Below are 21,322 nucleotides of genomic sequence, written 5' to 3' on the forward strand. Positions count from 1 at the left end.
ATGAGCACTGGGCCGTTCGTCATCACGGCGTGGTCGACGGTCTCACCTTTCGGGATCGGGCGTGAGGCGTTCGAGAGCGGCCTGCGGTCGGGGAGGACCACCGTTCAAGGGCCGGAAGCCCCACACGGACGGCCTCCACAAGACAAGGCGTGCGTTGTTCCCGATTTCGATGTCCGCGACGTGCTCGGGCGAAAGGGTACCCGCTCCATGGACCGAGTGAGTGGGTTCGCGGTCACGACAGCCAAGGAACTCCTCCACCGTTTGAGAGAGCCCGCTGAGACCGGTGTGGTGCTCGGCTGTACGGGGGCGGTCCAGGCGATGCGTGACTTCACCCGAACCTCCCTCCTGGCCGAGCGTCCCTTCTACGTCGACCCCAGCGCCGTCCCCAACGGCGTCATGAACTGCGCCGCCGGCCAGACCGCCATCTGGCACCGGCTCACGGGACCCAACGCCACCGTTGCCACGGGGCGAACATCAGGACTGTCCGCACTCGCCTATGCCCGACGCCTGCTCTCACACAAGCGTGCCGGGGCCGTGCTGGCCGGAGCGGTCGAGGAATACAGCAGTATGCGCGCCTGGCTGGAGTTCCGCCGCGACGCGTCCGCGACGCCGACCCCACTGGGAGAGGGGTGCGTCCTGTACCTCGTCGAACAGGCGCACACAGCCAGCGGTGCCCCACTCGTTGAGCTTCTCGGCGTGACAAGCCGCGTCCACCCGGCGGGGGACGTGCGCTCCACGTTGCGGTCGTCCCTCAGGGAGGAACTGGAGCGCCACGCGGTTCCACCCCGGCGGGTATGGGTGGCCTGTCCTTCTGGCGCTCCGGGTGAACACGAGGCCGTCGCCTCCGTGCTCGGAAACGATGCCCTGGGACGGGCGCCGAGCCTAGCCGGTGTCGGCGAAACGGGGACGGCCTCCGCCGCCTTCCAGATCGCGGCGATTCTCAGCCTGGCCGGACCTCCCCCGGGCTCCGTCGCTCTGGTCACATCCGTCGATCCCGGGGGGCTTCTCTCCCACGCTCTGCTCCGTTTCCCAGCATCGGATGCCGAACACTCGGCCTGAGGTCGAGCGGTGTCCCGCTCCGGGTGTGATGGTGTGGTGCGTCCGCGTTCTTCGGAGTCGGATTCACGGACCCCGGGATCACGTGACCTCAGGGAGGAGTCGCGGGACGACGTGGGTACCCGGCCGCGTTCCGCCGCAGGGTGCCCGACCCGGTCGAGCATCTTGGCGAACCCGGGCCGGCGGAACCGGTCGAGCCTCACCCCGCCTCGGCCAGCAGGGTCCCGGCGGTGGACTGGGGCACGAACCGGCTGGGCGTGATGCCCAGGAGCTCGGCGGCCAGCTCCTCGTTGCCGGAGAACCCGGCGTCGGCGTCGATCGTCTGCTCCCCGTCCCACAGCATGAGCAGCGCCGAGACCGTGTGCGTCCCCTTGTCGTGGTGCATGTCGTAGTGGGCGGCCATGGGCACGGTGTCGTAGTGCACCCACAGGTCGTGCCCGGTCATGAACATGTCCAGGTCGAAGGTGACGGTCAGCCCCATGAGCTCGGGCTTGTAGCGGTCGTCGATGCCCGCGAACGCCTCGTCCAGGGCGACCACGCGCGGGCAGGTCGGCGCGGCCGAGGAGTACAGCGCGTTGGCGGCGGCGAACAGCGGCAGGTGGATCGCGGCGGACTTCTCACCGCCCGACATCTGCTCGTGCTTGTTGCGGGTGAGCCGCACCTCCTCCTGGCCGGGGACGGCCAGGCGCAGCTCGAACCGGTACCACCTGCGGTAGTCCAGGACGGCCGCCAGCACCTGCTTGTAGCTGGCGCGCGGATGGGCGGCGTGGTGGTCGCGGATCATGTCGCGCAGCACCGCGCGCAGCTCGGCCAGGCCCGAGGGCCCCAGGCCCGCCTCGTCGCGCTTGACCAGCTGGGTGGCCAGGCGCTCCCGGTCGGTGAGGGACTCCTCCCGCACCCAGCGGATGCCGATGCGCGTGCCGGAGGACATCGGGCGGGCGCGGGTGTCGCGGTCCATGTTCCGCACCAGGTCGCGGGCGTCGCGGACGCGTTCGTGGATCTGCTGGGCGATGCCGCCGAGCAGCTCGTCCTCCAGGACCTGGTGCTCCTCCTCCCGCAGGAGCGCGCCCTGCTCCCGGACCCGGTCGGCGATGGCGCGCGCGAACACGGAGACGGGGTTGCGGCCGCCCTCGTCGTTGACGAACACGGTGATGACGCCGGTGGGGCCGACCTCGTGGTCGACCCGGTAACCCTCCGAGTCCCCGCCCAGGGTCTCCTGGAAGGCCCGCAGCGCGTTCGACATGCGGGTGGCCGTGGCCTTGATCTCGCTCTCGCCGACCGCCGGGGTGGCGCCGACGGTCTCGGCGAAGGACTCCAGCAGGGCTCCGACGCCGTCGGGGAGGGCGTCGTGGACGGTCTCGGCCGCGCCGGTGAGGATCCGCTCGGCCATCTCCTCCGGGGTGGGCCAGGTGCTCCGGTCGGGCCAGGCGGTGGTCGGTTCGACGCCCATGACGGCGCGCACGGCGGGCTGGGTGAACTCGGCCAGGGACTCCACCGCCTCGTGGAGGGCGCCCAGCGCGAGGGTGAGCGCGCCCCGGCCCTCGTCCCGGCGGGTCTCGGAGCGGATCGCGTGGTCGTGTTCGGTCCGCGCGGTGGCCCGGGCGGCGTCGCGCTCGCGGGTGAGCGCGTCGCGTTCGGCGCGCAGCGCGTCGAGGCGGGCGAGGATCTCGCGGACGGGGGCGTCGATGGCCGATTCCGTCGCGGCCAGGGCCGCGGCCTCCTCCTCGTGTGCGGCGCGCTGCTCGGCCAGTTCCTCCCGATCCGACTCCAGCGCGGCGGTGAGGCGGTCGACGGTCTCGCGGCGGCCCGCCAGGTCGCGTTCGTACTCGGCGGCGTCGGTGCGGGCGGTGTGCAGGGCGTCCGCGGTGGTGAGGAAGTCGGCCAGGGCGGCGGAGACGGCGTCGGCCCCGGCGCGGTCGGCGGGCATCGCGCGTTCGGCGGCCACGGCGCGCACCCGGCGGCGCTGGGCGTCGACCTCGGCGACGGCCGCGTCCAGGGCCCGGCGCGACCGCTCGGCGGCGGCTCGGGCGGAGGCCAGGAGGGTGGAGTGGCGTTCGACCGCGCGCACCGCCCGGGCCACGGGCGTGGGGTCGGGCAGGTCGGCGCGGGCGCGGCCGTGGTCCTTGAGCCGTTCGCGGGCCCCTTCGAGCCGCTCGCGCAGGTTCGCGTGGTGTTCGGTGAGTTCGGCGACGCGCGCGTCGCGGGCGGCGAGCCGTTCACGGCGGCGGTGGGCGCGGTTGGTGGCGCCGATGTACTCGGCGGCGGCCTTGGGGTGGGAGCCGACGAGCACGCCCAGTCCGAACCGGGCGCCGGTGTCCGCGCCCCCGGTCGTGGTGACGGCGTCACCGGTGTCGCGGTGCAGGGGCACGGAGCGCAGAACGCGGGTGATGGTCCGGGCGGGGACGTGCGCCTGGTCCTCGGGGACCAGGACGTCGGCGAGGGTGGGCCCGGTGTGCGGCTCGGACGGCAGCAGGTAGGCGTCGCAGTCGCCGTCGTCGAGGGCGGTGCGGGTGAGGGCGGGATCGGGGTGGACCCAGGCGGTGAGCAGTCCGGCGGCGTGCAGGGCGCCCTCGATCGCGGCGGCGTGCTCCTCGGGCAGGTCGTCGGCGAAGCGGACGAGCCGCCACAGGGGCGCGCCCTGGCGGCCGCCGCGCGGCGCGGTGCGCAGCGGGTCGGCGGGCGGGGCGTCGTCGCGCTCGGCGGCGATGTCGTCGCGCTCCCGGCGCAGCCGGTCGAGCTCCTCGCCGGTCTCGGCCTCCTGGCGTTCCAGTCCGTGCACCCGGGCGGCGATCTCCAGCTGCGCGTCGTGGACGTGCTCGTTGAGCACCTCGACCAGGGTGGGGGTGCCGGGTTCGCCGAGGCGGGCCAGGGCGTCCAGCAGGGCGTCGCGGCCGGTGTCGTCGACCAGGTCCCAGCGCCCGTGCCAGGCGTGCACGGCCTCGGCCGCCTCGGATCGGAGCGCGGCGAGCTCGTCGTCGGCGCGGGAGCACTCCTCCTGGCGTTCGGCGAGTTCGTCGGCGGCGCGGGCGCTGTCGGACTCGGCGCGGCGGCGGGCGGCCTCGGCGCCGTCGAGCGCGTCCAACCGCTCGGTGACGGCGCGCACGTCGCCCTCGCGGGCGGCGGCGCGGGCGCGAGCGGTGGTGGGCAGGTCCGGGCCGGTGTCGACGTCGCCCTCGGCGTCGTGGTGGATCCCGGCGCGGTCGGCGGTCTCGGCGAGTTCGGCGGTCAGGCGGCCGGCGGTGGCGCGGTCCCGCTCGATGCGCTCGGCGACCCGCTCGGCCTCGGCGCGCAGGTGGGCGATCTCCTGGGCCTGGCCGTCCAGGCGGGTGCCCTGTGCGGCCAGCCGTCGGCCCTGTTCCTCGTGGCGCTGGCGCCGCTCACGCAGGCGGTCGTGGTCGCGCAGGGCCTCGTCGGCCTCCAGGGCCGTGATCTCGGCGGACTTCTCCCCCATCCGGGTGGTGAGCTCGTCCTCGCGGGCGCGGGCGGCGTCGCGTTCGCGGGTGGCGCGGCGGTGTTCGGCGGCGGCCTCGGTGACGGTGCGCCCGTGCGCGGCGGCCTGGTCGGCGGCGGCGGTGACCCTGGCCAGCCGGTGGCGGGCGTTGGTGGTGAGGTAGTCGGCGTACTCGGTCAGGAAGGTCCGCACGGCCTCGTCGGCGGCGGTGGCGTTGTCGAAGCGGATCTGGACGGCGGCGAGGTTGGCGAAGTCGCGGGCGGCCTGGTCGACGAGGTCCTCGTCCAGGGGGCTGAGGCCGCTGGCGAGGGTGTCGGAGACCTTCTCCGGGTCCAGGTCCTTGGCCAGGAGGGGGCGGCGCAGGGCCAGGAGCAGGTCGAGGAGCTGGATGTAGCGGTCCCCGAGGCCGAACAGGCGCGCGTCGACGGCGCGGCGGTAGTCGGCGGCGCTGGAGTGGTGGGCGGTCTCGCCCAGGGCGGCCTTGAGCTGCTTCTCGGTGAGGGGTCGGCCGTCGGTGGCGAGCAGTCCGAAGTCGACGCCCAGGCGCTGGTCGGTGACGAAGAAGGAGGGGACGACGCCGTCGCGGTGCCGGTGGGCGCGCAGGCCGATGACGAGCGTGACCGTCTCGGGGGCGTCCCCGGAGCCCTCGTGCGCGGGCCGCGCGAACTCCATCCACACGTACCCGTACTCGGACTCCTGCCCCCGGTAGAGGAGGTTGGACTTCATCGTCCGGTTCTGGCCGCTGAACGGGTCGAGCCTGCGCGCGTCGGTGTAGCCGTCCAGGATGAACGGGAACAGCACCTCCAACGCCTTGGTCTTGCCCGAACCGTTGTGGCCGCGCAGGATGAGGCGGCCGTCGGCGAAGGCGAACTCCTCGTCGACGTAGTCCCAGACGTTGATCACACCGGCGCGGCTGGGACGGAAGCGGTCGCTCCCTCGGGTCGTCATCGGCTTCCTTCGGTCTCGTACGGAGCGGGGTCGGGGGCGGCGTCGGTCTCCGGGGCGTCGGTCCCGGGGGCCCGGTCGGGTTCGCTGAGGGGGCCGAGGGGGAGCAGGCCGGTGTCCTGCCGTTCGGGCAGGGCGCCCTGGATGTTGCGGTAGCGCAGCGCGGCGGGCGCCACCAGGACACCGCCGGGGACGGGGCGGACCAGGCGCAGATCGGCGAGGAGCGCCAGGGCGGCGTCCAGGAGGCCGTGCGGGTCCTGCTGCCAGGTGTTGGTGAAGGAGGCGGCGCCGAACTCGGCGAACAGGTCCGCGACCATGCCCTCCAGACGGCCGCGTTCGACCAGGGGCATCCTCGGGCCCTCCCCCGGCGGGCGTTCGGCGGCCGGGTCGTGGGCTCCGCTCCCGGTCCAGGCGAGTTCTCCGACGACACCGTGGCGGGGCAGGCCCGCGTCGACGAGGCGGACCAGGTCGGCGTGCTCGCGGGCGCGGGACGGGGCGTCCAGGTGGTCCAGGGCCGCCCAGGACTCCTCGAACAGGGTGGCGATCTGCGCCAGGAGCAGTCCGGCCGCGCGGGTGACCGCGCCGCCGCGGCCGGGGAAGGGCCGGTCGGTGAAGTTCCCGGCGGGGTCGGCGAGCAGGACGCCCTCGGCGCGGCGCTCCACCCTCAGCCCGGTCACGCGCGCGACCTCCTCGGCCACGCCCCTGCCGCGCAGGGCGGCGGCCACCTCGGGTTCGAGGTCGGCGTAGTAGACGGCCGGGTGCTCCACGAGCAGGCGCCGGGCGCGCTGGGCGGCCCGGTCCCGGTTCTGGCCGCCGGGGGCGTCGCTGAGCAGGCCGGTGACGCTGCCGACGTGCTGGACGGGGCGGGCGGGGCGGAAGAGGATCTCGCAGATCTCGTGGTCGATGTCGAAGAGGGCGTCGGCCTGGTCGTAGCCGCGCGCCCAGGCGTCCAGGGAGCCGTCGGACAGGTGGAGGGCGCCGCGGTCCAGCAGCCAGTGGGTGGCGTCGACGAGGGCGGCCTTGTGCGCGGAGTCGGTGGGGTCGTAGCCCAGGCCCTCGACCGCGTTGGCCGCGGGGGTGAACTGGCGGACCAGGTCGCCGAGGCTGATCTCGATCTGGGAGCGTTGGAACGCGGCCAGCAGCAGGCACAGGTAGGCGAGCCTGCGGCGGTCGAACGGGCGCCCCCTGCGGGAGAAGACCTGGCGCTGGGTGGGGTCGAGTTCGTCGAGTTCGCGCACCAGCCGCACGTGCGCGGTGGTGGCGATGAGCGTGTACCCGAACAGGGCGCGCATGTCCTCGGCCATCTGGTCGGCCCAGCGCAGCACCTGGTCGAGCACGCCGGGGCGGGGCCGGGTGGCGGTGATGAGGTCGTGGGTCAGGACCCGGCGCACGGCCTGCTGGTAGGTGCCCAGTTCGGTGGGGTCGACGGTGCGCGCGGGGCCTCGGCGGCGGGCCATCACGTCCCCTTCGTGGCGAGTTCGAGGCGGAGCCCGGGCAGGTGGATGCTGCCCTGGGTGGTGCGGACGGTGCTGCCGTGGTCGCTGGGCACCAGGCGGACCAGCGTGTCGCCGTCGGCGCCGGTGGCCGACCGGAGCCGTCCGGCGACCACGCTGCGCGACTCCAGCGCCCGGGTGACCAGGCGCAGCAGGATGCGGGTGTCGGTCTCGTCCAGGACGCGGCCGTGGGCTCCGTCGGCGGCGAGCGCTTCGGCGGCCCGGCGTTCGGCGGCGCGCTCCTCGGCCTGGCGGCGGCGCAGCTCGGAGCGGGCCCCGGGGTTGCGGCGGACCGGTTTGGGCACCCCGGCGCTCGGCGCCCGGTCGCTGCGGAAGAGGGTGACCGACACCTCCACTCCGGGGGCGTCCCACCAGGTGGTGGTGGGCGGGATCTGTTCGTCGTCGTCGTGCGCGGCACCCAGGTGGCGGGCCGAGCGGACGTTGAACGCGGCGCCCATGAGGGCGTGGGCGGCGCCCTCGTCGGGGGTGTTGAACACCCACTCGGCCAGGTGGCGCAGCTGGGTGGAGCGGTTCACCCCGCCGCGCTGGGCCTCGGTGATCTGCCGGAGGAGGGCGATGACGCCGGAGACGGCGGACCGGGTGGCGGAGCCGAGTTCGGCGGCGCGCGTGGGCGCGGTGCCGTCGGAGGCGAACCAGGCGCGCACGGCCGTCCAGCGGCGGCGCCAGTCCACCAGGCGTTCCTCGCGCGCCATGAACACGCGTTCGTCGGCGTCGGCCGCGCGGGACAGGAGGGTGGCCAGGCCGGTGGCCTCGACCTCGTGCACGGCGCGGTCCAGGCGCGGCAGGTAGCGGTCGAGCTCGGCCATGAAGTCGGACATGTGCACGAGCAGGGCGTTCTTGTACCGGAGGAAGGTGTCCGGGGACGCCTCGGTGGAGCGCAGGATCTCGCCGAGGGTGACGTGGAAGCGGGCCGAGCGCTGTCCCATGTCCTCCATGACCGCGTCCACGCGCGACAGCCGCCGGTAGACGTCCTCGGCCTGGCCGGTGCGGTTGGCCTCGGCCAGGGATCTGAGGTCGTCCAGGACGTCGGAGAAGACCAGGCGGGAGAGGTTGACGTCCTCCACCCGGGCGCCGAGCACGCTCTCCACCGCCTGGTAGACCCGGTAGCCGAGTTCGCTGAACTGGTAGACGGACTGGCGGTTGCGGTAGCTGGCCAGGTCGCCCGCGCGGGAGGCGTCGTCGAGGCGGTGCACGACCCCGTCGGCGGCCAGTTCGTCCAGCCGGTGGCGCAGGCCGCGTTCGGGCACCGTCACGTCGGGGTGGACCCGGGCGAGTTCGCTCAGGGCGGCGGCGACGTCCTCGGCGCCGACCTGCACCTGGTGGACCTCGCGCAGCCGGTCCATGGCGCGCAGGATCCACAGGTAGGTGATGTGGTCGTCGCGCCGGGTGAAGTTGAACAACTGGAAGCGGTCGCTGACCGCGAGCGCGTCCAGATCCAGCGCCGTGCGCTCAGCCACCCGTGTTCCCCGTTCACCCGCTCGTCCCGGCGCGCGTCCCCCGGCGCGGCCCCTCCCCCGGGACCGCTGACGGCGCCCCGGCCATTATGACAGCGCTGCGTGACCGCTGGTCCCACGTCGCGGAGGGCGGGACAGCGTCGGCCGCGAGGTCAGGAGACGGGGAGGGCGAGCTTGATCAGGGCGGAGCACTCCTCCAGGCACCCGGTGACGACGACGCTGCCTCCGGGGTGGGAGTCGGGGAAGTACAGGGCGGCGCTGGTGGACGTCCCCGCGTCGAGTTCGTACCGCCCGGCGGCCAGCTCCGCGCGCCGCCGTTCGCCGTCGAGCGTCCGGTACACGGCGCTCGGCAGGCCGAGGTCGGCGCTGTCGGCGGCGCTGATGTCCAGTGTGACCACCAGGACCGATCGGCCGACCGGCCGGTAGGCGGTCACGACGGTGGCCTCGACCCCACCCGACCCGACACGGGTGTCGCCCCCCTCGACGAGGGTTCCGGAGGGGTCGTCGCCGTCGACGCGGAACCGGGCGACGCGGCCGTCGTCGTGGGTGAAGTCGGTGAGTTCGACGCAGTGCCGGTCGGCGTCCCGGTCCCTGCCCCAGTACCCCTCTTCAGCGGTGTCGCGGCAGAGTCGGTACCCGGCGTCGGTGCGGGTGACCTCCGCGTCGTCCCGGGGGCGGTCGCCGTCGGCCCAGGCGCGGGCGACGGTCGCGTGGTGCAGGAGGTAGGTGTGGGCCGGAGAGTCCTCGGCGGCCTCCGCCAGCCCCGCACGCATCCGGTCGGGGTCGGAGGAGGCGGCGAGCGCGGCCACGTACTCCCGGACGGCGGACGAGTGCGGGTCCTCGGTCCCGCTCGGCCGTTCCCGGCCCGGGGTCGGCACGGTCGCGTCCGGACCGGATCCCCCGCCCGCCGGGGTCGGGGCGGGTCCGGGTTCGGCGGCGGGCGCGCTCCGGGAGTCCCGTCGCGGTGCGGGGTCGGCGGTCTGCGTGGTCGGTGCGGCGCCCCCGCCGTCCGTGGCTCCCGCGCCCGGCTCCCCGTCCCGCACGTGGAAGGGGCCGCAGCCGGTCAGGACGGCGAGGGCCACGGCGGCGAGCAGGCGGGTCGGGAGCATGAAACCTCCCCCACGAGGAGCGCGGAGTCAGGCTATGAGAAGTATGTGTCCTTATGTCGGAAATCAGTACGTTCATTCCTCCACGCGCCACCGAGGAAACCCCGACCCCCGACGCCCCACCAACCGCGACCAAACCTCCACCATCAGTGACGAACAGGAAGAACATCCCTTCACGGGGTGGACGGACAACAGGCGGATATGTATGCCTGAACGTATACATCCGACAGGTTGATCTGCCCGAAACCCCGACGGCTCCCGCCCGCAACACGCACGTAGTTGCCTTCGACGCGACCGGACGGCCGCGCCCACGCGGCCCGGACCACACCCCCGACGTCCACGAGAGCGGTACCGCGCATGCGCAATCCCCCGAACAGCCCGGACGAGACACCCACCCCCACCGCCCCCGCCCCGAACGCCAACCCGGAGGACGAACGGCCCCCGGCACGGCTGATGGTCACCTACGGCCTCCAGCACATCCTCGCCATGTACGCCGGAGTGATCACCCCACCCATCATCATCGGTGGCGCCGTGGGGCTCGACGCGGTGGGGATGGGCATCCTCATCAGCGCCGCGCTCCTGGTCAGCGGCCTGGCCACCCTGGTGCAGACGATCGGCGTGTGGCGGTTCGGCGCCCGCCTGCCGGTCGTCATCGGCACCTCGTTCGTCCCGGTCGGCACCATGGTCGCCATCGGCCAGGACAGCGGCCTGCCCGCGGTGTTCGGCGCCTCGCTCGCCTCGGGCGTGTTCGGCCTCGCGGTCGTCCCGTTCCTGGCCGGGCTGATCCGGTTCTTCCCGCCCGTGGTCACCGGGAGCGTCATCACGATCATCGGGGTCTCGCTCCTACCGGTGGCGATCGGCTGGATCACGGAGAACAACGAGACCGGGGTTCCCACGACCGGCGGCCTGGCGCTGGCGGGAACGACCCTGGCGATCGTGCTGCTGCTGTCGTGGATCCTGCCCGGGGTGTGGAACCGGATGGCGGTCCTGGGCGGCCTGGTCCTGGGCACGGTGATCGCCGCCGCGTTCGGCCGGGTGAACGTCTCCCCGGTCAGCGAGGGCGCCTTCTTCTCCCTGGGGCAACCGTTCCACTTCGGCGCCCCGGAGTTCCAGGTGGCGGCGATCGTCACCATGTGCGTGGTCATGCTCGTCATCCTCACCGAGGGGATCGCCGACATCCTCGCCGTCGGTGAGATCGTCGGGGCGCGCATGGACGGGCGGCGACTGGCCGACGGACTGCGCGTCGACGCCCTGGCCTCGGTCGTCGGCCCGCTGCTCAACTCCTTCCCCGGGAGTACGTTCAGCCAGAACGTGGGCCTGATCGCGCTGACCCGTGTGCGCAGCCGCTACGTCGTGGCGGTCGGCGGCCTCATCCTCATCGTCCTGGGCCTCTTCCCCGTCCTGGGCCGCGTGGTCGCGATGATCCCCTCCCCCGTGCTGGGCGGCGCCGGGCTGGTGCTGTTCGGATCGGTGGCCGCGGCCGGTGTGCGCACCCTGGCCAAGGTCGAGTACGAGGGCAACCTCAACCTCGTCATCGTCGCCGTGGCGATGGCCTTCGGCATCATCCCGATCGCCGCTCCCGCGTTCTACGACGGCTTCCCCGACTGGGCCGGGACGATCCTGCGCTCGGGGATCGTGGCCGCCGCCATCGCCGCGCTCGTGCTCAACGCCGTCTTCAACATCCTCGGCGGCGCCCTGGGGAGGGGGAGCGCCCGGGACACCGAGTAGCCCCGGCAGCCGCGGGTGTCCCACACGCGTGGGACATCCCACACGATCCCCGTCGAACCGCCCCGGGCGGTCCGGGTCCGGCACGGCGGCATCCGGGGTGGTTCGACCTCAGGCCAGTGGGGAATCTTGACGGGGACCGACGCGTTACACCCCGCGAGACCGCACGAGCGCCTGGAGGCACCCACACGATGGCCGAGCGAGCACTTCGCGGCACCCGGCTCGGGGCGACGAGCTACGAGAACGACCGCAACACCGACCTGGCTCCCCGGCAGGAGGTCACCTACGACTGCACCCGGGGCCACCGCTTCTCGGTCACCTTCGCCACGGAGGCCGAGATCCCCGCCGAATGGGAGTGCCGTTTCTGCGGTGACCGCGCGCTGCGGCGCGACGGTTCCGGCGAGGAGCCCAAGAACGCCAAGCCGGTGCGCACCCACTGGGACATGCTGCTGGAACGCCGGAGCATGGAGGACCTGGAGGAGGTGCTGGCCGAGCGCCTCGAACTGCTGCGCGCGCGCCGCCGCGAGGAGGCGGCCAAGGTCGAGGAACTCGCCAAGCAGCGGTAGCCCGCGACGACGCACATCGACACGGGCGGTGGACCGACGGGTCCGCCGCCCGTTCGTCGTGTCCGCCGGCGCCCGACCCGTTCGGGACACCGCCCGGGAGGGCGGGGCTCAGTCCTCGGCGCCGAACGGGCTCCGGGTGCTGCCCACGAGCTCCTTGACCGACTCGATCACGCGCGTCGGCCGGTAGGGGAACTGGTCGGCGGTGTCGCGGTCGGAGATCCCCGACAGCACCAGGACGGTCTGGAGGCCCGCCTCCAGACCGCTGAGGACGTCGGTGTCCATGCGGTCCCCGACCATCAGCGTGTTCTCCGAGTGCGCGCCGATCCGGCGCAGCGCCGAACGCATCATCAACGGGTTGGGCTTGCCCACGAAGTAGGGGCGGCGACCGGTGGCCTTCTCGATCAGCGCCGCGACCGCGCCCGTGGCGGGCAGCGGCCCCTCGGCGCTGGGCCCCGTCTCGTCCGGGTTGGTGGCGATGAACCGGGCTCCGGCGCGCACCAGGCGGATGGCGCGGGTTATCGCCTCGAAGCTGTAGGTGCGGGTCTCGCCGAGGACGACGTAGTCGGGGTCGTTCTCGGTCATCACGTAGCCGACGTTGTGCAGCGCCGTGGTCAGACCGGACTCGCCGACGACGTAGGCCGACCCGTTGGGCCGCTGCGTCTGGAGGAACTGGGCCGTGGCCAGGGCCGAGGTCCAGATGGACTCCTCCGGGATGTCCAACCCGGTGTTGAGCAAACGAGCACGTAGGTCGCGGGGGGTGAAGATGGAGTTGTTGGTCAGCACCATGAACGGGATCTCGTTCTCCCGCAGCTCGGCGATCAACGTGTCCGCGCCGGGGACCAGGTGCTGTTCACGGACGAGCACGCCGTCCATGTCGAAGAGGTAGTTCCACTCGTTTTCGTTGCTCACGGGGCCCATTGTGCCGCCTGGGGCATGCGCGGCGCTATTCCTACCCCCCGGTAGGGGACACGGTTCACACGGGTCGGGACCCGCTGGCGAGCCGTCGCTCACAGAGGCGGCCCCACGGGGCCGGTCCCCCGATCAGACCGGGGGCCAGGGCACCGACGGCCAGTCCGGCGCCGGGTAGGGGTGGATCCGGTGGTGGACGAGCAGGTCGACCCGGCTGCGCACCGCGTACACCTCGGGTTCGGTCAGGTGGCGGCCCAACACGTCGGACAGCGCGCTGCCGGGGTCCTTGAGCTGGTCGCGGAGCGACTCCAGGGCGGCCAGGGCGTCGTCGGTGAGCGGCTGGCCCCGCCACTGCCACAGCACCGTGCGCAGCTTGTAGTCCTCGGCGAAGGAGACGCCGTGGTCGCACCCGTACAGGTGGCCGCCGGGGGTGGGCAGCAGGTGGCCGATCTTGCGGTCGGAGTTGTTGATGACCGCGTCGAAGACCGCCATGTGCCGCAGGTCGGCGTTGTCGGTCTCCCGGGACAGCGCGACCAGGTCCACGGTCGTGTCACCGTGCACCCACAGCTGGACCATGCCCTCCCCGAACGGTCCGTCCCGGTGGACGGTGGGCGGCACGATCGCCCAGCCGAGCGCCTCGGAGACGGCGAAGGCCGACACCTCGCGCCCCGCCAGCGTGCCGTCGGGGAAGTCCCACAGGGGCCGCTCCCCCGCCACCGGCTTGTACACACACGCGGCCGACCGGGTGCCGTCGGAGACGGTGCAGTACAGAGTGGCGTTGGAGGCCGAGGTCAGGCGGCCCTCGACGGTGATCTCCCCGGAGCTGAGCAGGCCCAGGCCCGAGGCGGCGTCGAGGCCGTCGAAGGCGTCGGTGGTCTCGTTCATGCGGCCCCCCGCGACGGGTGCGCGCCGGGACCCCGGTGTCTGGTGGCCATCGGTACCGGCGTCACACCAGGCGGTCCGGCCGGTACCCGTTCTGGCGGACGCAGATGTGGCCGCTGGGGTCCAGGGGGCGGCCGCACAGCGGGCAGTCGGGGCGTCCGGCGGCCACGACCTTCATGGCCCGTCCGGCGAAGGCGCGGGCCTCACCGGGTGTCAGGTACACGCGCAGGACGTCGCGGTGCGCGGGGGCCTCCTCCGCGAAGACCTCCAGCTCCTCGTCGTCGTCCTCGGCCAGTTCCTCCCCGGCGGACTCGTCGATCTCCTGGGCCTCGACGATGACCCGAGCGGCCTCGGCGTCCCAGGCCAGGGCGAGGGTACCCACGCGGAAGTCCTGCTCGATGGGCTGCTGGAGGGGACCGTCGTCCTCCGGAGGGGTGTCGTCGCCCGGCGGCGTCCCGAAGCGGCGGTGTACCTCTTCCAGCAGTTCCTCGATACGGGTCGCCAACGCCTCGACCTGGGCCTTCTCCAGAACGACGCTGGTGACGCGCCCCTCTCCCACGGCCTGGAGGAAGAAGGTGCGGTCTCCCGGCTGGCCCACGGTCCCGGCGATGAACCGCTCCGGCGGATTGAACTGAAAGACGGGCATGCCATGAACCTTAAGGGATGGGGGCCGCGCGGCGCTAAACCGTCCCCCGTTGTTGACCTCAACCGGACTTGACGTTGTTCCCTTCCTCTCGGAGCGCCCCGGCGCCACCCCGTCCACGACCCACGGGAGTCATCATGGCCGCCACGCGCCGCACCGAGATCCACGCCCTCGTCCAGAGCTTCGAGGACGCCTTCAACGCCCACGACCCGGTGGCCCTCGGCGGGCACTTCGCCGCCGACTCGCTGTGGACCAACGCGGTCGGGAAGCGGATGCGCGGCCGCGACGCCGTCATCGCGTCCGGTCGGGAGGCGCTCCCGAGACTGGCCGACGCCCACGCCCGCGACCGGGTCGTCGACGTCCTGGAGATCCGCCCGGACGCGGTCGCCGTGCACGTCGCCCAGTCCCCTGTCGACGCCGACGGCGCCCCGACCGACGCGCCCCGCGCCAGCGCCGTGTACGTCCTCGCCCGCGGCACGGACGGCTGGGAGATCGCCGTGGGCCAGAACACCATCGTGGCGGCCTGAGGAAGCCGCCGCCTCTCGGAGCGCCTCCGCGCCGACCCTCAGGGGGTTCCGCCCCCGCCCGTCTGCGCCCCCGCGCCGCCGCCGACGGCCGCGTCGCCCCGGGCCTCGGCCCGGGTCGGCAGGCTGCCCGCCAGCCCCTCTCCGGTGTCGTTGAGCGTGTTGAGGAAGGGACGGGTGCGGGTGTAGGTGATGGAGGTGACCGAACAGGGGTCGACCCGCAGGCGCTGGAAGAGGTCCAGGTGCAGGCCGAGGGCGTCGGCGACGATCGCCTTGATGATGTCGCCGTGGCTGCACACGACGTACACGGGCGGGGCCGGAGCGTCGTCGGACGCGGTCGCGGCCTGGAGCAGACGCGTGTTCCAGTCGCGGACCGCCTCGACGGCGCGCGCGGAGGCCGCCGCGAGCGCCTCACCGCCGGGGAACCGCGCCGCGCTGGGGTGGTCCTGGACGACCCGCCACAGCGGTTCGTGGCCGAGTTCCTCCAGGCCGCGCCCGGTCCAGGAACCGTAGTCGCACTCGATGAGGCGGTCGTCCGGCGTGACCGCGATCCCGAGCTGCTCGCCGACGGTCTCGGCGGTCTCACGGCAGCGTTCCAGCGGGCTCGACACCAGCGCGGCGGGGCGCAGCTCGGTGAGGCGGTGGGCCAGGCGGGCGGCCTGCGCGCGACCGGTCTCGTTGAGGTGCACCCCCTCGGCGCGACCCGCCAGGCGGGGGCCGGTGGCGTCGGTCATGCCGTGGCGGACGAGGAGGAGGGTGACCGCCTCGGGCGCGGGGGGACGGGCGTCCTGGTCTGCTTCGGGTGTCGCCATGCCCCCACCCTAGCCACGGCGGGATCCCGGCCCGATGAACGACCCCGGTCCCCGTCGGGGCGGACACGGTACTCTCCGCCGCATGGAACAGCGACAGGTGGGCCGATCAGGCCTGTGGGTGTCACGCACCGCCCTGGGCACGATGACCTGGGGCAAGGACACCTCCGAGGAGGAGGCCGGGCAGCAGCTCACCGCCTTCGTCGACGCGGGCGGCACGCTCGTGGACACCGCCGACATCTACACGGGCGGGCAGAGCGAACGCATCCTGGGGCGGCTGCTGAGCGCCGCGGTACGCCGTGAGGACGTGGTGGTGGCCACCAAGACGGGGCACACACCGGAGGGGTACCGCCGGGTGGACGCCTCGCGGCGGCACCTGCTCGCCTCCCTGGACGCCTCACTGCGGCGGCTCCAGACCGACTACGTCGACCTGTGGCAGCTGCACGTGTTCGACCCGGCCACGCCCCCCGAGGAGTCGCTGGCGGCGATGGAGACGGCGGTCGCGGCGGGCAAGGCCCGGTACGTGGGAACGGGTGACCTGGAGGCGTGGCAGTTCGCCACCCTGGCCACCTGGCAGCGGGCCCAGCCCGGACGCGTGCCGCTGGTGAGCGCGGGGACGGAGTACTCACTGCTCAACCGGGGCGCGGACCGGGGGCTGCGTCCGGCGGCGGAGGCCGCCGGCGCCCACCTGATCGCGTGGTCGCCGCTGGGGCGGGGGGTGCTCAGCGCCAAGTACCGCAACGGGGTGCCGCCGGACTCGCGGGCGGCCTTCCCGCACATGGCCCCCTACGTCGAGCCCTACCTGGACGGGCACAGCCGCCGCGTGGTCGAGTCGGTGTGCACGGCCGCCGAGGGGCTGGGCGTGCCGCCGCTGGCGGTCGCGTTGAGCTGGGCGCGCGACCAGGACGGGGTGGCGTCGGCGGTGGTCGGTCCGCGCACCCTCCCCCAGTTGGAGGGCGTCCTGCGGGTGGAGGGCGTGCAGCTGCCGCCGGAGATCCGGGAGGCGCTGGACGACGCCACCGCCGGCCAGGAGCGCTGACCGGCGGATCCACCGCGCCGGTCCCGGAGCGGACGGTCATCACTTCTCGGTAGGCTCCCAGGGTCTGTGGAGAGCGTGACGAGGGGAACCGTCCGAGGTGTCCGAGGCTGTGGAACAGGTCAGTGCCGTCCTCGACCGGATGGGGGCGCCGGGCTCCCTGGCGCCGCGTGTGGCCGCCAGGCTGGGTCAGCGGGCCGCCGCCGAGCTGGAGGCCAACCCGTGGCTGCTGCTTCGGCTGCCCGGGGTGACCGTCGAGCAGGCCGACTTCTGCGCGCGGCAGCACCTGGGCGACGACGCCCGACCGGACGACCCCCGGCGGTTGAGCGCGCTGACCGAGCACGTACTCCGGCAGGCGGCGCGGCGCGGGCACACGGCCGTCGAGGAGCGCAGACTGGCCAACGTCGTCGGCGGGATGGGGGTGGCCGATCCCGCGGCGGCCCTGGCTGCGGCCGTGGCGGACGGTGTCTCGGTGGTGTTCGAGAGCACCGACGACACCGATGACGACTTCGACTTCGCCGAGGGCGGGGTCCCCGACCTTCCGGACGCCGAGCGCTTCCACGCCCTGCCCGACGTCGGCCACTCCGAGCAGCGCCTCGGTGAGCAGGTGGCGCGGCTGATCGGCGGCAACGATCCGGTCATGGACGCGCTGACCGCCGCCGAGACCGTGACGGCGGCGGCCGAGCGGCACGAGTTCGCGCTCTCGGAGCGCACCCGCGAGGCGCTGGTCACGGTGGCCCTGCGTCCGGTCACGGTCCTGCGACACGGCCCGGGCGACGCGGCCGAGCTGGCCCGCGCCCTGGTGTGCCTGCACGCGATCGCCACCGACAGCCAGGTGGGGATCGCGGTGGCCGCGCCGACCGCGCAGGCCGCGGCCGCGGTCAACGCGGAGCTGGCGCGGTGCTGGCTCGGGGGCGAACCCGAGCTGCGCGCGGTGTCGCTGACCGAACTGCTGGCGGGCGCTCCGCTGGAGGCCGGGGTGGTGGTGCTGTGCGAGGCGATGTCGGTGGGGGTGTCCCGGGCGGCCGAGTTGGCCTCCTCGTGCGCCGACGGAGCCCACCTGGTGCTGGCCGCCGACCCGCACCAGGCGCCCTCCGCGACCCCGGGCCGGGTGGTGGTGGACGTGGCCGCCTCCCGGACCGCTCACGTGGCCGAGGTGGCCGACCCGGGTGAGCCCGGGCCGATCGCCGAGCTGGCCCAGGCGGTGGCCGACGGCGGGGTGCCGGAGGTGGCGGCGCCGGAGCGGGAGGTGGTCCGGGTTCCGGCCGCGTCCGCGGAGGAGGCGGCGCACCGGGTGGTGCAGCTGCTCACCGACTCGATCCCGCGCGTGCTCGGCATCGCGCCGCAGGACGTGCAGGTGGTGGCCGCACGCGAGGACGGCCCGGCGGGTGCGGGCGCGCTCAACGCCGCGTGCAAGGAGCGGCTGAACCCGGGGCCGGGCGCGCACGGGGGTTTCGACGTGGGCGACCGGGTGCTGCTGGTGGCCGAGGGGCCCGGGTACGGGCCGGGCGACACGGGCCACCTGCGCGAGGTGGGCGAGGCGGCGGTGGTCGAGCTGGCCGACGGGCGGCGGGTGTCGGTGACGGACCCGGCGGCGCTGCGGCCGGGCTGGGCGGTGACGGTGGCGGCGGCGCACGGGAGCCGGTGGCCCGCCGTGGTGGCGGTGTTCCCGCCTCGGGTCCCGGTGTCGCGCCCGCAGGTGTACACGGCGCTGACCCGGGCGGTGCGGCACGTGTCGCTGGTGGACGCCACCGGCGGCGCGCTGGAGTCGGGGGTGCGGGAGAACGCGGGCGCGGAGCGGACGACGCGGCTGGTGCGAGTGCTGCGCGAGGCGTAGGGGCGCGGGTCAGCTCCCGTACCGGGGGAAGACCGAGGTGTCGATCCGGATGTCCTTGAGCGGCTCGGGCAGGACGACGTCGGTACCGAACTCGACGTCGTGCCGGGCCTGGTACTGGCCGCCCTTCGGGTCCCAGTACAGGCGGTTGGTGCCGTTCCTCGGGTCGATGACGAGGTAGACGGGGATCCGCCACCGCGCGTACAGGGTCGGTTTGATCTTCGTGTCGTTGGTGTGGTTACTCGGAGAGACCACCTCCACGACGCAGTCGACGTCGTCGGGGCTCACCAGCCAGCCGTCCTCCTCCTCGACCGCGACGGGGACGATCATGAGGTCGGGGGTGGCGAAGTCCTCGCCCTCCGGTGCCTCGACGGAGCACACCTGCACCGCTGAACGGCCATTGGGCAACTGCTCGAACAGTTGGCCGTGGAGCCGACTGAGAACACCCGCGTGCTTCTTCGAGGGCGTGGGCGACATCACGATGGCCCCTTCGAGGACCTCCACCCTGAACCCCGGGGGGACGTCGAGGTGGTCGGCCACATCGCGCAGACTACTCGGGGCCGGACGCACCTCGGAGGACTTTTCCAGTACGGCGGTCATGGGCTCCCCTTCCCTTCGCTTCGCCATCGCAGAGACCTCCGGGGCCGTATGTAGGGGTTCTCTCTCATCCTGTGCCCAAACGAGAGAGTGAGGCAAGGGACCGGGCCGGACGGGACTCACCGGTCGTACTGGCGGCAGCGTCCGGTGAACACGGTGGCGAGCTCCGCGCGCAGGGCCGCCCGGGCGTGGTCCGCGGCGCCCGTTCCGCCCCGGTGGACGCGGGTGGCCAGCCCCTCGGTCACCGCGGCGATACGCGTGGCGGCGGTGTCGGCGTCCACGTCGGGGGCGACCTCCCCGCACTCGACGCCGTGGCGCACCGCCCGGGCGATCTCCGCGTGCGCGGCCTCGGCGGTGCGCGCCTCCACCTCGGCGAGCGCGGGGCTGTCCAGAGCGCGTCCGGCGAAGGCGCGCACGATCCGGAACTCGGCGCGGCGGGGTTCGTCGAGCGGCAGGTACTCGGAGAGGGCGTCCAGCAGGACGTCGGCGATGGTCCGCCGGTGGGCGGGCGCGGCGCGGACGATCTCGGCGACCCGGCCCGCGACCTCCGTGCTGACCTCCTGGAACGCGTGCAGCAGCATGTCGTCCTTGGTGCGGAAGTAGTGCTGCACGAGCCCGACCGACATCCCGGCGCGCGCGGCCGTGCGGGACACGGTGACGGTCTCCAGGCCGGTCTCGGCGATCATCTCGCGCACGGCCCGGGTGATCTGTGCACGCCTGAGGGCGTGGTCCGCTGTTCTTGGCACGACATAACCGTATCAGCGTATGGTAATAATCGTATGTCCGTATGGTTATCTGAGGAGCCCCCCGTGCACCGACGTGTCGCAGCCGTGTCCCTCGCCCTGGCCCTGACCTTCCCCACCCCGCCTCCGGCGTCCGCCGCGACGGAGGGCATGGACTCCTACGTCCGTGCGCGGATGGCGGCGACCGGCACCCCCGGTCTGGCCTACGCGGTCGTGGGGCCGGAGGGGATCGAGCGCCGGGGCGTGTTCGGGGTGGACGGGAACGGCGATCCCGTCACCGAGGACACCCCGTTCCTGTGGGGGTCGGTGGCCAAACCGGTGACCGCCACGGCGGCACTGGTCCTGGCGGAGGAGGGACGGCTCGACCCGGACGCGCCCGTGGAGGAGTACCTGCCCGAGTTCGCCGACTTCGGCGCCGCCCCGACCGTGCGCGACCTGATGACGCAGACGTCGGGGATCACCGAGGCGGCCACCGTCGAGACCGCTGACGTGTACGACGCGGATTCGGCGGAGTTCGGGCCGCGCGTCGGGCGGATCGCGGCCTCCGAGGCGGGCGACCCCGGTACGCACGAGTACAGCAGTGCGAACTACCTGGTCCTGGGCGCGGTCATCGAACGCGTGACCGGCCGGGCCTTCGGCTCCTCTCTGCGCGAGGCCGTGCTGGACCCGGTGGGGATGGACGGCGCGTTCACCAGCGCCGCGGAGGCCGCGTCGGCGGGTCTGCCCCCGGGGTACCGGTCGCCGTGGGGCGTGCCGCTGGCCGACGCGGACGGCGTGGACGACGCCGGGGTGTCCGACGGATACCTGGGCGGGGACCTGGGTGCGCTGGCCGCGTTCGCGCGGACACAGGTGGCGGACGACCCGGCGGTGCTCGACCCGGAGACGCTGGCGGAGGCACGCAGGGGGATCGTGCCCGTGCCCGGTTCGCGGCAGGAGTACGGGCTGGGGTGGCGCGAGACCCGGATGTCGGAACTGGACGAGCCGATCGTCTTCCACGGCGGCGCGACTCCGGGGCACGCGGCGATGGTCGTGGTCCTGCCCGAACGCGACCGAGCCGTGGTCGTCCTGCAGAACACCTACGACCTGCTGCGCGACGGACAGATCCAGGCGGTGGCCTTCGGTCTGGCCCACCTGGTCGCCGGCGGCGACCAGCCGCGGAACCCGGGGCCGAGCGTGCTCGACCGGACGGCGGTGTGGGGTTCCACGGCCCTCGCGCTGGTCATGGCCGTGGGCGCGGTGCTGGCCGTGCGGTCCCTACGGACGCGCCGCGGAGGTGTCGCCGCAGCTCTGGCCTGGAGCGTCGCCGGAGCGGCGACCGGCTCGGCGGCGGTGTGGCCGATCAGCGCGTACGGCACGCGCCTCGCCCTGCTGTGGCTGCCCGAGGTCGGGCTGGCGACCCTGACGGCGGGCGTGCTCGGCGGGGTCACGCTGGTGCTGCGGATGACGGCGGTGGCCCGCGACCGGGCGGCGTCGCACACGTCCTCCGCCCCGCGGAACGCCGCGACCACCCGGCGCGGGTGACGGGGCG

The 21,322-nt window shown here is 73.8% G+C and carries 17 protein-coding genes; 7 read left to right on the forward strand and 10 right to left on the reverse strand.

Features of this window, described 5'->3' with window-relative positions; translation table 11 throughout:
- Entirely contained in the window at positions 1-1,059 is a 1,059-nt protein-coding gene (locus tag DVR05_RS25060) for a beta-ketoacyl synthase N-terminal-like domain-containing protein (RefSeq protein WP_116248384.1), read from the forward strand.
- Positions 1,060-1,255: 196 nt separating this feature from the next.
- Here DVR05_RS25060 and DVR05_RS25065 read toward each other — a convergent pair whose 3' ends face one another.
- The 4 genes from DVR05_RS25065 to DVR05_RS25080 all read right to left on the reverse strand — a co-directional run bounded on the left by DVR05_RS25065 (position 1,256) and on the right by DVR05_RS25080 (position 9,529).
- Positions 1,256-5,455, reverse strand: coding sequence for a TIGR02680 family protein (locus DVR05_RS25065; protein ID WP_116248385.1), 4,200 nt, complete (start codon positions 5,453-5,455; stop codon positions 1,256-1,258).
- Entirely contained in the window at positions 5,452-6,909 is a 1,458-nt protein-coding gene (locus DVR05_RS25070; RefSeq protein ID WP_116248386.1) for a DUF2398 family protein, read from the reverse strand. Before DVR05_RS25070 ends, DVR05_RS25065 begins: the two co-directional genes overlap by 4 nt.
- On the reverse strand, positions 6,909-8,423 hold the full coding sequence (locus tag DVR05_RS25075) for a TIGR02677 family protein (RefSeq protein ID WP_116248387.1): 1,515 nt from the start codon (positions 8,421-8,423) through the stop codon (positions 6,909-6,911). The genes DVR05_RS25070 and DVR05_RS25075 overlap by 1 nt, the downstream gene beginning before the upstream one ends.
- 149 nt (positions 8,424-8,572) lie before the next feature.
- Positions 8,573-9,529 carry a hypothetical protein gene (locus DVR05_RS25080; RefSeq protein WP_116248388.1) on the reverse strand — a complete coding sequence of 319 codons (957 nt, stop codon included), beginning with the start codon at positions 9,527-9,529 and terminating at the stop codon, positions 8,573-8,575.
- A 354-nt stretch (positions 9,530-9,883) separates the two neighbouring features.
- Between DVR05_RS25080 and DVR05_RS25085 the strand changes: the two genes are divergently transcribed.
- Both DVR05_RS25085 and DVR05_RS25090 read left to right on the forward strand, forming a co-directional pair.
- Positions 9,884-11,254 carry a nucleobase:cation symporter-2 family protein gene (locus tag DVR05_RS25085; RefSeq protein WP_116248389.1) on the forward strand — a complete coding sequence of 457 codons (1,371 nt, stop codon included), beginning with the start codon at positions 9,884-9,886 and terminating at the stop codon, positions 11,252-11,254.
- A gap of 188 nt (positions 11,255-11,442) precedes the next feature.
- The gene (locus DVR05_RS25090; protein WP_017601845.1) at positions 11,443-11,817 is read left to right on the forward strand and encodes an RNA polymerase-binding protein RbpA; all 375 of its coding nucleotides are present in this window, start codon (positions 11,443-11,445) and stop codon (positions 11,815-11,817) included.
- Between the two features lie 108 nt (positions 11,818-11,925).
- Here DVR05_RS25090 and DVR05_RS25095 read toward each other — a convergent pair whose 3' ends face one another.
- The 3 genes from DVR05_RS25095 to DVR05_RS25105 form a co-directional block, all read right to left on the reverse strand.
- A complete protein-coding gene (locus DVR05_RS25095; RefSeq protein ID WP_116248390.1) occupies positions 11,926-12,735 on the reverse strand; it encodes an HAD-IIA family hydrolase in 810 nt (269 codons plus the stop codon).
- A gap of 123 nt (positions 12,736-12,858) precedes the next feature.
- Positions 12,859-13,611, reverse strand: coding sequence for an SCO1664 family protein (locus DVR05_RS25100; RefSeq protein ID WP_116248391.1), 753 nt, complete (start codon positions 13,609-13,611; stop codon positions 12,859-12,861).
- A gap of 61 nt (positions 13,612-13,672) precedes the next feature.
- Complete coding sequence (locus DVR05_RS25105) at positions 13,673-14,254, reverse strand: DUF3090 domain-containing protein (protein WP_116248392.1); 582 nt, start codon at positions 14,252-14,254, stop codon at positions 13,673-13,675.
- Positions 14,255-14,388: 134 nt separating this feature from the next.
- Between DVR05_RS25105 and DVR05_RS25110 the strand changes: the two genes are divergently transcribed.
- Positions 14,389-14,778, forward strand: coding sequence for an SgcJ/EcaC family oxidoreductase (locus DVR05_RS25110; protein ID WP_116248393.1), 390 nt, complete (start codon positions 14,389-14,391; stop codon positions 14,776-14,778).
- Positions 14,779-14,816: 38 nt separating this feature from the next.
- Here DVR05_RS25110 and DVR05_RS25115 read toward each other — a convergent pair whose 3' ends face one another.
- Positions 14,817-15,587, reverse strand: coding sequence for an MSMEG_4193 family putative phosphomutase (locus DVR05_RS25115; protein WP_116248394.1), 771 nt, complete (start codon positions 15,585-15,587; stop codon positions 14,817-14,819).
- Between the two features lie 82 nt (positions 15,588-15,669).
- Here DVR05_RS25115 and DVR05_RS25120 point away from each other — a divergent pair, with 82 nt between their 5' ends.
- Both DVR05_RS25120 and DVR05_RS25125 read left to right on the forward strand, forming a co-directional pair.
- Positions 15,670-16,623 carry an aldo/keto reductase gene (locus tag DVR05_RS25120; protein ID WP_198659347.1) on the forward strand — a complete coding sequence of 318 codons (954 nt, stop codon included), beginning with the start codon at positions 15,670-15,672 and terminating at the stop codon, positions 16,621-16,623.
- Positions 16,624-16,720: 97 nt separating this feature from the next.
- Entirely contained in the window at positions 16,721-18,457 is a 1,737-nt protein-coding gene (locus DVR05_RS25125; RefSeq protein WP_116248396.1) for a helix-hairpin-helix domain-containing protein, read from the forward strand.
- Positions 18,458-18,466: 9 nt separating this feature from the next.
- On the opposite strand, the gene DVR05_RS25130 is transcribed toward DVR05_RS25125, so the two are convergent.
- Positions 18,467-19,054, reverse strand: coding sequence for a Uma2 family endonuclease (locus DVR05_RS25130; RefSeq protein WP_157982545.1), 588 nt, complete (start codon positions 19,052-19,054; stop codon positions 18,467-18,469).
- 116 nt (positions 19,055-19,170) lie between these two features.
- Positions 19,171-19,797, reverse strand: a complete 627-nt coding sequence (locus DVR05_RS25135) for a TetR/AcrR family transcriptional regulator (protein ID WP_116248398.1) — start codon at positions 19,795-19,797, stop codon at positions 19,171-19,173.
- A gap of 63 nt (positions 19,798-19,860) precedes the next feature.
- Here DVR05_RS25135 and DVR05_RS25140 point away from each other — a divergent pair, with 63 nt between their 5' ends.
- Positions 19,861-21,315: a serine hydrolase gene (locus tag DVR05_RS25140; protein ID WP_232832318.1), complete on the forward strand. Its 1,455-nt coding sequence runs from the start codon at positions 19,861-19,863 to the stop codon at positions 21,313-21,315.
- Positions 21,316-21,322: the final 7 nt, after the last annotated feature.

This window comes from Nocardiopsis sp. FIRDI 009, from assembly GCF_003386285.1.
Classification (GTDB): domain Bacteria; phylum Actinomycetota; class Actinomycetes; order Streptosporangiales; family Streptosporangiaceae; genus Nocardiopsis.

Excerpts from the sequence above, each read along its gene's own strand:
- DVR05_RS25120 (WP_198659347.1), top strand. The coding sequence starts at position 15,670 with ATGGAACAGCGACAGGTGGGCCGATCAGGCCTGTGGGTGTCACGCACC.
- DVR05_RS25070 (WP_116248386.1), bottom strand. The coding sequence starts at position 6,909 with ATGGCCCGCCGCCGAGGCCCCGCGCGCACCGTCGACCCCACCGAACTG.
- DVR05_RS25115 (WP_116248394.1), bottom strand. The coding sequence starts at position 15,587 with ATGGCGACACCCGAAGCAGACCAGGACGCCCGTCCCCCCGCGCCCGAG.
- DVR05_RS25090 (WP_017601845.1), top strand. The coding sequence starts at position 11,443 with ATGGCCGAGCGAGCACTTCGCGGCACCCGGCTCGGGGCGACGAGCTAC.
- DVR05_RS25110 (WP_116248393.1), top strand. The coding sequence starts at position 14,389 with ATGGCCGCCACGCGCCGCACCGAGATCCACGCCCTCGTCCAGAGCTTC.
- DVR05_RS25130 (WP_157982545.1), bottom strand. The coding sequence starts at position 19,054 with ATGACCGCCGTACTGGAAAAGTCCTCCGAGGTGCGTCCGGCCCCGAGT.
- DVR05_RS25065 (WP_116248385.1), bottom strand. The coding sequence starts at position 5,455 with ATGACGACCCGAGGGAGCGACCGCTTCCGTCCCAGCCGCGCCGGTGTG.
- DVR05_RS25105 (WP_116248392.1), bottom strand. The coding sequence starts at position 14,254 with ATGCCCGTCTTTCAGTTCAATCCGCCGGAGCGGTTCATCGCCGGGACC.
- DVR05_RS25060 (WP_116248384.1), top strand. The coding sequence starts at position 1 with ATGAGCACTGGGCCGTTCGTCATCACGGCGTGGTCGACGGTCTCACCT.
- DVR05_RS25100 (WP_116248391.1), bottom strand. The coding sequence starts at position 13,611 with ATGAACGAGACCACCGACGCCTTCGACGGCCTCGACGCCGCCTCGGGC.
- DVR05_RS25095 (WP_116248390.1), bottom strand. The coding sequence starts at position 12,735 with ATGGGCCCCGTGAGCAACGAAAACGAGTGGAACTACCTCTTCGACATG.
- DVR05_RS25080 (WP_116248388.1), bottom strand. The coding sequence starts at position 9,529 with ATGCTCCCGACCCGCCTGCTCGCCGCCGTGGCCCTCGCCGTCCTGACC.
- DVR05_RS25085 (WP_116248389.1), top strand. The coding sequence starts at position 9,884 with ATGCGCAATCCCCCGAACAGCCCGGACGAGACACCCACCCCCACCGCC.